This is a genomic window from Methanobacterium veterum (genome assembly GCF_000745485.1).
GTDB lineage: Archaea > Methanobacteriota > Methanobacteria > Methanobacteriales > Methanobacteriaceae > Methanobacterium_D > Methanobacterium_D veterum.
In genome coordinates this window covers 122055-134707 of record NZ_JQJK01000009.1, presented here as the reverse complement: position 1 = coordinate 134707, position 12653 = coordinate 122055, and the positions used below count along the sequence as shown (strand labels likewise).

The following is a 12653-nucleotide window of genomic DNA, read 5'->3' as shown; positions in this document are numbered from 1 at the left end:
TCAAAAAATAAAATATTGGTACAGGTATCAACGGTTCCCAGAGTTTCGCTATTACATATACCATGACATCTTAAATCCAGAAAGTACAAAACCAATTTATAAAGGGTAATTTAGGAAAAATAGTTCAAAGGTAAGACAAAAAACTTACCATTAATTACTACCTTTCCCAAAATTTCTCTTTGAAACTGCCATTCCACCAAGTATAGACAAAACTGCCGCCCATAATCCCGTTAAAGGCATACCTGTATTTTTCATAGGTACGGTACTTCTGTTAGTTACTTCTATTGCACCTGCAGAAGGTACAGAACTTTTATTCCCCTCTTTAAAATTTCTAAATGATGTTCGTAACTGCTGTACATTAATTATCGAACCAACATTATCATCTACAAGTGCTTCACCATAATTATCAGCAACAGTATCCCCTGAACCAGAAGCCACTGCTTCATCACCATAATTACTTCCTGAAACCAGATAATTATTTATAATAACTGTATTAACTGCTTTTGAAGCATTTACAGCATATTCACCATTGGTTATAACGCTGTTACTATCTACAATGTTATTTTCAGAGCTGTGGACTAAATACACACCTACATTCGTTGCAGGAATAGGATCACTGTGCTCATAGATGGTTTCAGGATCTGCATCAGCGTTCCCTTTTACTGAAACTTTATTTTTGCTAATAATGTTGTTATCAGACCCATACAAAGCAGTACCAATGCTGTAATTTCCAGTCCCTGTGAAATCATTTTCTACAAAACTATTGTTATCTGAATCCTCTAGTGTAGCGCCATAGTTAATATTAGATTCGGTGGTAAAATTATTTTCATTAATATTTGAATTAAAGCTTCCAATCATCACCAATCCATAAGCATAATCATCTGCACTGGTAACAACATCGTTATCGCTGACTGTTGTATTGTAACTGTACCACCCTAAATTGATACCATTGCTGTATCCCTTTCCAGTTGTAATGACGCTGTTTCTTGAGAAATTATTTCCAGTAGAAATAGAATCCATAGAAGACGGTTTAATACACTGGTATATTGTTAAACCATAAACATTGCCATTTCCAGTGGTTGTAACCATGTTATCTGTGATTTTATTGTCATTACTGTTGTAATATAAGTTAACGCCTGCAACAGAATTATTCTCAGCGGCAGTATTAATGGTATTCTGTAAAATACTGTTATTTTGAGAATTCCTTAAGTAAATACCCAATGTAGGAAATTCCAGATTAAAAACATCGCTTTCAGGAACGTTTCCAGTCGTTTGAATTTCATTTAATCTGATTTCATTACCACTGGATTCATCTAAAAAAATACCATGGGTAACCTTATCCCCGGTGGTGTTTATTTTATTTCCGAGGATTTTATTGTTATTAGCCTCATTCAAATAAATACCATAACTTTCCTCTTTCTGATTTGCAGAAATGGTGTTATTGGATATTTCACTGTTATTTGCACCCTCAAGAATTATTCCATTTTGATTGTCATTACTTATAACCAGACCAGTGACATTTGACCCGGATCCGCCTGATAAAATAGTTATAGTCCCGTTAACAAGTTTTCCTGTTTTACTAGTACTGGTCAAATTCAAAGGCCTGTCAATATACATATTTTTATTATTGATAGTGCCGTACAGGTCTAAAACATCACCAGCACGAATATTTGTATCATTGATATACCCTGACGCGTTGAAATACGTACCGTACGAATCATCAGTAATATTATAACTGGCCGCACCAACAGCATTAACCATAGTGAATGCTAACAACAAGCCCGTCAGCAAGAACATAAATTTAACTTCCTTCCGCATTATTTTATCCTCCATTTTATAAAATTATAAAAAAATGAATTTTTTATTTCCTCCAGGATAATGTAAATCCACCACCAACCATTAGAACCGCTAATACAAGACATTCCATAGGTAAACCCGTTTTTTGCAGGGGTAAACTATCAGTTAATGCCGCAGCTGAATGAACACCAATCACGCCCCTACTTGTTGGTTTAATATTTACGTTGTTATCCCCTTTAGTTTCAGTATTGTTATTTACAACGATATGTACAACTCTTGAATCAGTCAGATTACCATCAGACACAGTAAAAATAACCTGATATGAACCAGATTGAGCATAAGTTGGAGTCCATGTAAACACGCCGGTAACCTGATTAAAGTTCGCACCGTGCGGTAAGTTGGTTACAGTGTAAATTAAATTATCACCATCAGGATCATTGGCATTAACAGTAAACTGCAGCTGTTTATTTTCATTAATTACCTTATCAGTTATATCATCAAATACAGGGGCCTTATTATCAGTGATTGAAATATATTCTGCCTTTATTATTTCATCATAGCCCATGGTGTTGGTTACCACAAGTTTTACTGTGTACAATCCAGGCACTGCGTAAATATGTGAGGGATTCTTTTGGGTTGACGTTCCTCCATCACCAAAGTACCATGTCCAACCAGTTACATTCCCAATAGATTGGTCAGTAAACTGCACAGTCAAAGGTGCATTGCCCTTGATAGTGTTAACTTTAAAATCAGCACTGAGCATCTCACCATAGTTACTGTTGACAATACCCTCTGAAGCTACAGCATCGTTGCCACTTTTATTACCATTATCTGAAATCAGATAATTGTTTATAACAACGTTACCGCATGACCCTGTATCATTAACCGTATAAAGTCCCACATTATTGATTTTATTAAAAGAAATTGTATTGTTCCCTGAATTTGACATCAGATAAATTCCTGCATTCCCCCAGGGGATAATATCATCATGGTAGCATGAATCTGATGCATTTTCACTGTTTTCTACCGTGAAAATTTTGTTTTTAGTGATGTTATTTTGAGAAGACCTGTATCCTGCTATACCATAACTGAATTTTCCTGCTGCAGCCAGTTCATTTCCTTCAATAAGATTACCATTAGATGCAAATAATTCGATGATATAATTAGCCACGGCGGTTGTACTAACCTTATTTTTAATAAGTTTACTTTCCTTAGAAGCCTCTAAGGTAATTCCATAGCTGTAAATATATGAAGATACATTGATATTATTCCCCTTTAATGTAGTGTTTAAACTGTTAGGGCCTGCTATAAAACCTGTAGCAAAATAACTGCCATTCACACTGATATTATTATATGAAAATACATTATTTTCCGCTGAATTATCTTTAGTACCACTTACAGAGCCTAATACTCCTAATCCATAGGAATAAGGATTTTTTCCATTCACCGCGATATTATTATTGATAACTTCATTGTTATGGCTGTCATAATAGATATCTATGCCCACCATACTGTTCATACAATTCTTGTTGGGCATCACCGGCGTAGAAAATCCAGACTTCAAAATTACGTCGTTGCCCGCAATCCTGTTATCTGAGGAGAACAATAAAAGAATACCATACGTAGGGAATATTTCCTTTATATCACCTATATCCTTATTAACAAGTATAGAAGAAGTATAGGGCAATAAAATACTTGTACCTAAAACTTTGACTTTATTTGACTTTATTTCATTGTTGTAAGACTCATATAACAGCATGCCGTAGGTAATGTAATTTCCTGTCGCGGTTACATCGTTGCCTGTAATCCTGTTATTTTTAGAATCATGCAAATATATGGCATAACTTTCAGATTCTTGATTGACAACAACTGTATTGTTTTTTATGGTGTTATTTTCTGATTCATAGATAATTATACCATTCTGATTATCATTTTTTATCTTTATATTGGAAATATTGGTTCCAGAGCCATTTTCTATAATCTTAATGGTTCCGTTGTACAGTACCGCGCCATAACCGATTATATTCACAGGAATATCGATGGTCATATTCTTACTGTAAAAATTTCCGTATAATTTTAAAGTATCGCCTGCATTTACAGCATCATTTTTCAACAATCCATGATTATCAAAGTAGTAGCTGTATTCAGCATCAGTTAGGTCCACAGTTTTAGTAACATGTAACTGTTTTGAACTGTAACTATTGAGAGTTTTACCCATAGAATAAGCAGTTGCAGAACCTGTGCTCTGATTACCCATAACAGTTTCATTTGTTGAATTTACAGCCGAAACTGAACTGCACAATATTATTCCAAGAATTAAACTACATATTAACAGCATAGCTTGTTTTTTAATAATTTCTCACCTCCAGTTAGTTTTAATAAATATCTCTTTATTCAAGTATAGCTTAATAAAATTCAAATATAACTGATATTTAATACTACCGATTTTTTAAAGTATACTTTAAAAAAATTAAAGTAAATTTTAAATAGTAAATAAACTAATTGGTTATTGCGTTGAAAAATAAACTAAAAAGACATCAAAGTCTAGCATAAATTCTTTATTCGCTGATAATGTATCTTTGTATGTCTCTATTCGGATCTGGGTTAAACCAGCTCCTATCCCCACTTTATAAAAGATTGAATTAATATACTGTACTTAATTAAAATTAAACCAAATAATCAAGATAATATTATTTTGGAAATAGATTATTCCTTTTTTATAACACATCAAAATCAATTCATTAAAATTGCAAAATTTAAATAAAAAGAACGGGGATTTGAAACAGGTCCTCCATTAAATGATAAGATTCGGTTATACTATTTAATTTAATCAATAGAATTAGTAAAATTAGCCATATTTAAGTTTAATTATTATTTTTTCGCACATGCACATTGCAATTTGGCTGACAATTACAATGTGCATGAAACTTCTTATAAAAGGAAATTAAGAGGTCTAACTGATAATATATTGTTATAGATGACAGCGAACACCTCTTTAACGTAATAATAGATATACTTAATATAAATACTGGAATCTCATTTTATCTAGTGGTGAGATAGTAGAATTTTAAATCTACAGGAGATTCCAGCATTGATTTATTACGTATTGGGATTTACTATAGATCTCATTAACTATTTAAATATTTCCATTTTTGTTGAATAAATATCAAGTAAATTTGAAATATAATGTTTTATAAAAGAGTTCTAAGGTACTAAATTTGAGGGCAAATAGAAGGTGATTATCATAACAAAAATTAAGTTTAACGTTACTTTAGGGCTTGAAAATAGTAATTGGGATTTATTTTGCATAGAAAAAGAATTAGAATTGGATTTTATTCCAGATATAGAAGATATAATAGAAGATAATGGACTCCATTTTAAGATAGAAAGTAGAAAATTCAATATTCTAGAGAGATATGTAACTATTTACCTAAAAGATTACACATTAATAAATGATACTGTTAAAAAAGACGTTTTAAAACGTATGGAAGATTCAGGATGGTATTACAGAGACCCTGCAGCTTATAAACTTTTAGAATTATAATCTTTATTTTTTTAAGCTGTATAAATAGTTCTTGTACAAAATATTCCCCAAAAAAGTCATTAAATTTTTCATTTAAGTAAATTAAATTGATTATATAAAAACATAAAAATGGTACAACCCCAAATCTTAAAATTAGACAAATGCAGAGCAAATATATAATTAAAAAGTAGATCTTTTAAAATTACCCATACATGCCATGCAACCCATTATAGATAGTAGTGACATTGCTACGGCAGTAGAATGAAACTATCATGTTAAAAAAATCTGCCCCAATCTCCCAATAGTCTTTAAAAACTCACTGTTATCTATGAATTTTCGCGAATAATCTACATGCCATCAATTACAAAATAACAACTTTATCCCCAAGAATCATTGAAATATCCATAATTTAGTATATTTTTAGACTCTTCATGTGTCAAAACGGACTATTAAACCGGTAATCTAGAAAGATCATATTTATCCGATGGTACGAAAACCCCAGTTTTTAGTTCATTTTTCAGTTTTACCCAAAGTTAAAATCATTTTCGCTCATGCCCAGAATGTTGTGTAAATAATATCGCTTCATTTTCGTGTGTCTGGTTAAATAAATTGTATTTTTTTTAAGATAAATCCCATACAATCAATTAAAACTACAATTTAACATAAATTATAACTCACGCACAGGATCATAGACATGTAAAAATCGCAGATTTTTACGGTCACAAAAACCGAAGTTTTTGTGAACATGAGCGATCATTTTTTAAAATCTTCTACAGTATATTGAATACCTTCCTCATCCAGTTCCCTTGTTATACTTTTAGTCATGTTACCCACAGCCAAAACAAGCACGTTTAAACCTTTTTTTGCTGCAGCTACAGTGGCATAAGGAGTTGCAAACTCAAAATCTGGAGAAATTCCCATTTTTTGCGTAACTGCCCTTGAAATTGTTCCCATTATACCCACCCTGTCAAATCCTTTCTGGTGGATTTTCTGTATTTTAGGGATGTCAGATGCCCTTGACCCTCCCTGAATTATAGTAGGAAGTTTGATTACAGTTACAGTACCATTTTTAAGCTCTATAATACCATTTAATCTGCTTAAAGCCACATCTTCTCCTTTTAAAGCGTCTTTAAGCACTTCTGCTGAAGCAGACGTTTTTTCATTTGTGGCATATAAAATTCCATTTTCCATTTTAAGCCATACATTCTGACCAGATTTCAGCTCTTCTTTTGCTATTGCTGGCCATATTGACTTATAGGTATTCATAGTTTCTACCACTTCATCAGCATACTTCCTGAGGTCAACAGCTTCCTTTTTTAGTTTTTCAATTCCCTTTTTTGTAATGTGGTATCTTGCAGTCCCTTCCCTTATCTCTACAAAACCATCGTCAGTCAAGCTTTTAATATTTTCAGAAACAGCTTGTATGGTTATTCCAAGTTTTTCAGCTATATCCTTTTGTCTTAGATGAATCTGTTGTTTGGCTATCTCTGCAAGGATTTGAAACCTTGTAAGCTCACCTTTATTCTTGAAAACTTTCATTTATTCACCAATTATAATTTAAACTTTAAATTCAATTAAAAATGTTATAATAGACCTGTTCATTAGAATTGTGCATCATGGAAATAATTTTCAATAGAATATATAGTACCCTCATATAACTAATTAGCCCTTTAGATTTTCTCACTAGAAAACCCACTATGCTTTTATTTTCATGTGTTTTGGGCTGTGTTTATAATGTTGTTTCTAAAAATGACAAATATCTAAATAAACACATAAACCTAAAATTAAAACCATTTTCTTAAAAAGAAAAATCTAAGGGGTTAACTACTTTATTGACTATCTGAATCTGTACAATGCAGCTGCTCTATTGATTTGGTTTACTCTGTACAATGAGTCCAGTCTTATATCTTTCCAAATTTTTGAGTATTTTTTAGGTATGCTGAAGTATATTCTTACAGTAGTTGATTGGCCGGGTTTTAACGCCTTTAAGTTAGCGCTTTTAGTGTATTTTTTAAGTTTAGGATATACTGTACCATATTTGTTTGGTTTTTCATACCAAATCTTTATTTTAGTGGCTTTAGAAGATGTAGATCCTAAGTTTGTAACTTTAACATCTAAATAATTAATATTTCCTTTCTTATAATCTTTATAATTAGTACAACCATAATTAAGTTTGCTTAATGCAAGTTGTGGTTTATCGGTTACATAAATCAAGTATTCCTTAGTTGCTCCATTGATACTTCCATTAAAAGTCATATTCCCCCATGAAACTTTGCTGAAAGTTGCGTTAAAGCTTACAGTAAGTTTATACCAACCAGATTTAGTGTATGTATGAGTTATCCAACCATTACTTTTTGTTTTAGTACCATCACCAAAATTTATACATGCATCTTTAATTTTAACACCAGACATATTAGATAACAAAGCTTGAGAATTTACTGATGCAATATATTTAATTTTTTTATTTTTACTTGCCTGGAAAGTGTAATTTTCATATTTTTTGTATTTTTTAGGAATCTTACTTTTTTCTATAGAATAAATTATTCCATTAACACCCAACTGCGCATATCCATTACTAGCATTATCTCCATCATTTGTAACAGTAATTTGATTCGATCCTATATTAAGCCCTGCAGAGCTAGCAGATATTGAACAAAACATAAAAAATACAGCTATTATCAAAAAAAATCCTATTTTAGTCCTATTCCTATTCAAATTTATTAGCCTCCTCTAATAATTAAATAAAAAAAACAATTTAACCATTTTTTAACACTTATTTTAATCAAAAAGCTAAATTAAACCATTAATACCAATAAGGTTTTACATTAATAGTTTAATTAGATGTTTCTGGGTAAAAATGAAGATTTATTTAGTTTACAAAGGGAACCTGATTATTGTGATGATCTAAATCGTGCATCAGTTAAATAAGTTCCCATTACAAACTTTTTGGATGTTATTTTACTATTTCCAATACAATGACTCAATTGTATATAGAATATGTTTATATATAAATATTTCCATTTTACTTGAAATATTATAAAGTAAAATTGAATTATGTTAATTAAAGCTCAATCTTTTAAGTAACACTGTTTTTTTCAAATTTTTAGGTGATAAATCCTAAAAAAAGAAAATATGGTTTTTATTTTCCTGTTTTGAACTTGAAAGTATATGCTTTAGCCATTTTATTGCCTGCAGTGTCTTTTACAGCATATGCTGGGATGTAAACCTGGTACCAGGTATTTGCTGATCTTTTGCTGGTAGTTTTAAGGTACAAAATGTTTCCCTTAATTACTTTGCTAACTGCAACTTTTTTCCCAGTTTTAAGGTTCTTAATATACACTTTAGACCAGTTAATGCTTGATTTAACACTTTCACTGAACTTAACCGTAATAGTACCTGTTCTTGAAACTTTCCCTGCCTTATTTTTAGGACTGGTTAAACTAACCTTAGGCGCAGCCCTATCAATAACATACTTAACAGTGTACACTGGAGACTTATTACCTGCCTTATCCACTGCAAAAAACTTCAAAGTATGCGTTGAAGCCATATTAATCGGCTTAGTGTACCTTGCATTTGAAGTGGTTGGCGTTTTACCATTCAAAGTATAATAAATACTTCCAGACTCACTCATTGAAAGAGCAACACTCTTACTAACGTTATACGTTCCCGCCTTAACACTAGCACTAGCTTTAGGAGCAGTCTTATCAATAACATACTTTACAGTGTACACTGGAGACTTGTTACCTGCTTTATCCACCGCTAAAAACTTCAAAGTACAAGTAGAACCAACACTGAACGGGCCAGAATACTTAGTACTGCCAGTAGTAGGAGTACTACCATCCAAAGTATAATAAATACTTCCAGACTCACTCATTGAAAGAGCAACACTCTTACTAACATTATACGTTCCACCTGAAACATTAACACTACCAGTAGGCGCCTTAGTGTCAATAATATAAGTTTTTGTAACCACATCCGAAACTTCACCATCCAAATTAACAGCAATAAACCTCAAAGTAGTAGTTCCTTCATTACTAACGCTTATTGACCCAGTATACAACGTACTACTTGCAGTCGGAGTACTACCATCCAAAGTATAATAAATTTTAGGATTAGGATCCTTATTATCTACAGCAGCTAAATGCACAATTATCCCCTTATTAAAAGAGCCACTCCCAACATCCGCCGAAGGCAACAGTTTACCAGAATTACCAGAAACCACATCACCAGAAGCAGAAGCCACAGCATCATTACCCCGTTTGCCATTTGAATTCATATAATTACCCTTAACGGTGGTACTGGTGCCGCCAGTTGAGTCTATGGCATAGGGGCTGGTGGTGATTATTTCATTATTGTTTATTGTAGTGTTAGTGGGGCATTTGCTTGAGGACTGTTTTTTTAACAGGACCCCCGTACTATTTGAGTTTATGATATTCCGGGAGATATTAATGCCACTGGTTCCACCGTATATGTAGATACTTTCTTTACTTGTATCAGCTGTTGTGATTTTATTTTCTGTGATGTTACTGTTTCCTGTTACGTAAATTCCATATCCCCCGTAGAACATGTTGACAATGTTATCAGTTACTGTACAGTTGGAGCCTGTTGTGATGCCGCTGTTGCTTTGATTAGTGTAATCAGCAGTTTTATCATCTTTATAACCATATATAGTGTTTCCCGATATTACAGAGTCACCCGATGCGAAAATACCGCAATACGTCGCGTAAATAGTGTTTCCAGTTATGGTATTACCCCCAGATTCAGATGAGATGCCCCGGTAGGCTCCTTTACCATAGTTTCCTGCCGTTAAGTTGGAAACTGTGATGGTGTTGTTCCTTGCTATATTGTAGGACCCCATCATCTGGATAGCATAACACCAGGAAGTGTCCACGCCTATGCATGTGTTGTCTGTGATGTTGTTATAGTAGCATAATCCACCGCCAGAACCATATATGGATAGGTAGATGCAGTTAGAAACGCTGGATATGATGTAATTATTTTTGATGTTGTTGTAGTTGCTGTTTCCCAGGATGATTGGTGAGTGTGTCCATCCAACTGTTGTTTCGAATTCTGACAAATTATTTTCCAGGATATTATTGCAGTTGGATCCTGTTAATGCAATACCATGACCTGAAGATCCATCACACTGTATGGTGTTCCCTTTTATTGTGTTGTTCTGCGTATCCTTAAGGAATATTCCCATCACTCCATCTCGAGTATTGTTAATCCTTAAACCAGTTACATTCGAACCTGAACCACCTGACAGAATGTTGATGGTTCCATTGATGATCTTCCCCGTTTTACTACTGCTGGTTATATTCAAAGGACGGTCAATATACATGTTCTTATCATAGATAGTACCATACACGTCTAAAACATCACCCGCCTTAATATTCGCACCTTTAATGTACCCCGATTCATTGAAATAGTTACTATATGAATCAGCACTAATGTTATAAACATTAGCCGCGCTGGTAACATTGATACTGGCAAATGATAACAGCAGTATAACAGTTACCATGACCATTTTTACTTCCTTTCTCATTTTCTCCCTCCTTTAAAAGTTTTCTTTAAATTTAATTTGTAAAATGCCTATTATCTAATAGAAATGGATAGTATGCGCCCCTTACCAAACAAATTTAAAACCCCTTTCATCAATCATTAATTAAATCAAGTGAATTATATTTTAAGCTTCTTAAATTATGGCATTTGAGAATCAGTAAAAATAAAAAGACTAAATTAATCAATCCATTTATTCTACATCTTTTAAAGTTATACTGCCCTGTAAAAAGTTCTTTACCATCCCGTTTACAATGTGGCATAAAAATTATTGCTGGAAAATACTGCTTTAGGAATATTATCAACCTGAACTGTCCCACCAAACAGTATTACGCATCTTTTTAGAATATTCAGCCGTAAAATGTCAGGAGTTGCCATGACCATAGAAACCATTTTCCTGCAATTTTTTAATTTATATGTAATGTAACTTCAACACCCTTTTTTAGGCCCCGCTAAATAAAATGCCAGGTTTAGGAAGTAATGTACATTATTCAAGTATACTTGAATTTTATTCAATTATAAGTGATATTTAATATTATCTATTTTTTTTCAAGCCCATTTCAAAAAAGTTAAAGTAAAATTCAAATATGAAATAAAAACATCCATTGTTGTTGTAAAAATAGATAATAAAAAAGACATCGAAATATGGCCCACTGTAAATATCCTTATTCCTTAAAAAGAGATGTATATTTAATAAATATAAAATTAAATCATGCTCTTACCTATTATGAGAAAAATAAGTGATTGAAGATGTATCCATTTTAGAATAAAGATTTAAATTAAGTCTTTAATGATAAATAAAATTTTAAAAATAGATGAATCATCTGGACACTTTGGAACTCCTGCTTTCAAAACAACCTAACATTACTAGTCTTTAATCTTAAATTCTGCTATTTTTTGTTTTATTTCGTCTTTTGTTAAATTTAATGTTATAAATTCTCTGATATCATCAATATCCCCCGGATATATCGCAAAATAATCATTTTTATATCTTCCACGTACACGTGTAGCCTCTACAACAACTTTAAATGTCAAATTATTATCAAAATTAATGTATAAATCCTTAACCTGACCTATAGGTATCGCATCGGCAGATCCAACATAGATATCCCGAAAATCCTTGAAAAAATAGCGTCCATATTTAGAATTTCTCAATTCCAGATCAGCATCATAATCAATATCACCCTTAGAACATTTTAAGTGAATATAATTGTCTATTTCACCCAAATCTTCCAAATTCACAGTGAAATATTTTTTACTGAAAAATCCGCCAGTTAAAACGAGAATATTTTCAATCTTAAATTCATCCAGATTAATTCTTAGATCAGACACTTTACCTATCTCAATACTATTCTTATCCAGAACTTTCATTCCTTTAAGTTTTTTAGCATTCATTCCAAAACCACCCATTAATTTCATATTATAAAAATAATGGCGCGATTAGTTCATAGTTGCACCATTCATATCCATTTAATAAACTATTTTCTACTATAATTTATTCTAATCCTTTAAACTATGACTAAAACATTTTAATATTTAACTGCAAATTTTTAAAAAATTAAAAATTTAATTCTTTGAGCCACAATTACAACAAACCACACCAACAATAGCAATATGATTATTTCATAATGACGCCCAAAACTCTTCCTTTGAATATACACATACATAACTGAAATCCACCCTACAAAAATTAATACAAAGAAAAATGGAGCAAAATAAAAATCAGAATTTAAAACATTAAAAACAACTGCAGAAAAAATTAATACTAATATGA

8 protein-coding genes are annotated in these 12653 nt (G+C 32.0%); 1 reads left to right on the top strand and 7 read right to left on the bottom strand.

Translation table 11 applies throughout. The features are described from left to right. Positions 1-150: 150 nt before the first annotated feature. Together EJ01_RS04155 and EJ01_RS04150 are read right to left on the bottom strand one after the other, a co-directional pair. Positions 151-1818: a right-handed parallel beta-helix repeat-containing protein gene (locus EJ01_RS04155; protein WP_169740431.1), complete on the bottom strand. Its 1668-nt coding sequence runs from the start codon at positions 1816-1818 to the stop codon at positions 151-153. A 43-nt stretch (positions 1819-1861) separates the two neighbouring features. Beyond that, the gene (locus EJ01_RS04150; protein ID WP_048192847.1) at positions 1862-4135 is read right to left on the bottom strand and encodes a PKD domain-containing protein; all 2274 of its coding nucleotides are present in this window, start codon (positions 4133-4135) and stop codon (positions 1862-1864) included. Between the two features lie 897 nt (positions 4136-5032). Here EJ01_RS04150 and EJ01_RS04145 point away from each other — a divergent pair. Further along, positions 5033-5341, top strand: coding sequence for a hypothetical protein (locus EJ01_RS04145; RefSeq protein ID WP_048082326.1), 309 nt, complete (start codon positions 5033-5035; stop codon positions 5339-5341). A gap of 732 nt (positions 5342-6073) precedes the next feature. Here EJ01_RS04145 and EJ01_RS04140 read toward each other — a convergent pair. The 5 genes from EJ01_RS04140 to EJ01_RS16330 all read right to left on the bottom strand — a co-directional run bounded on the left by EJ01_RS04140 (position 6074) and on the right by EJ01_RS16330 (position 12274). Next, positions 6074-6859, bottom strand: coding sequence for a DUF7839 domain-containing protein (locus EJ01_RS04140; RefSeq protein WP_048082327.1), 786 nt, complete (start codon positions 6857-6859; stop codon positions 6074-6076). Positions 6860-7156: 297 nt separating this feature from the next. Continuing rightward, positions 7157-7981 carry a hypothetical protein gene (locus tag EJ01_RS04135; RefSeq protein ID WP_157197636.1) on the bottom strand — a complete coding sequence of 275 codons (825 nt, stop codon included), beginning with the start codon at positions 7979-7981 and terminating at the stop codon, positions 7157-7159. 478 nt (positions 7982-8459) lie between these two features. Beyond that, positions 8460-10865, bottom strand: coding sequence for a chitobiase/beta-hexosaminidase C-terminal domain-containing protein (locus EJ01_RS04130; RefSeq protein WP_048082329.1), 2406 nt, complete (start codon positions 10863-10865; stop codon positions 8460-8462). Between the two features lie 263 nt (positions 10866-11128). Next, complete coding sequence (locus tag EJ01_RS17950) at positions 11129-11263, bottom strand: hypothetical protein (protein ID WP_269221330.1); 135 nt, start codon at positions 11261-11263, stop codon at positions 11129-11131. A gap of 483 nt (positions 11264-11746) precedes the next feature. Continuing rightward, complete coding sequence (locus EJ01_RS16330; RefSeq protein ID WP_052375824.1) at positions 11747-12274, bottom strand: PRC-barrel domain-containing protein; 528 nt, start codon at positions 12272-12274, stop codon at positions 11747-11749. Positions 12275-12653 lie beyond the last annotated feature (379 nt).

Bases quoted from the DNA above. Each gene is read 5' to 3' on its own strand.
- EJ01_RS04155 (WP_169740431.1), bottom strand. From the start codon at position 1,818: ATGCGGAAGGAAGTTAAATTTATGTTCTTGCTGACGGGCTTGTTGTTA.
- EJ01_RS04150 (WP_048192847.1), bottom strand. From the start codon at position 4,135: ATGCTGTTAATATGTAGTTTAATTCTTGGAATAATATTGTGCAGTTCA.
- EJ01_RS04140 (WP_048082327.1), bottom strand. From the start codon at position 6,859: ATGAAAGTTTTCAAGAATAAAGGTGAGCTTACAAGGTTTCAAATCCTT.
- EJ01_RS04135 (WP_157197636.1), bottom strand. From the start codon at position 7,981: ATGTTTTGTTCAATATCTGCTAGCTCTGCAGGGCTTAATATAGGATCG.
- EJ01_RS04130 (WP_048082329.1), bottom strand. From the start codon at position 10,865: ATGAGAAAGGAAGTAAAAATGGTCATGGTAACTGTTATACTGCTGTTA.
- EJ01_RS17950 (WP_269221330.1), bottom strand. From the start codon at position 11,263: ATGGTCATGGCAACTCCTGACATTTTACGGCTGAATATTCTAAAAAGA.
- EJ01_RS16330 (WP_052375824.1), bottom strand. From the start codon at position 12,274: ATGAATGCTAAAAAACTTAAAGGAATGAAAGTTCTGGATAAGAATAGT.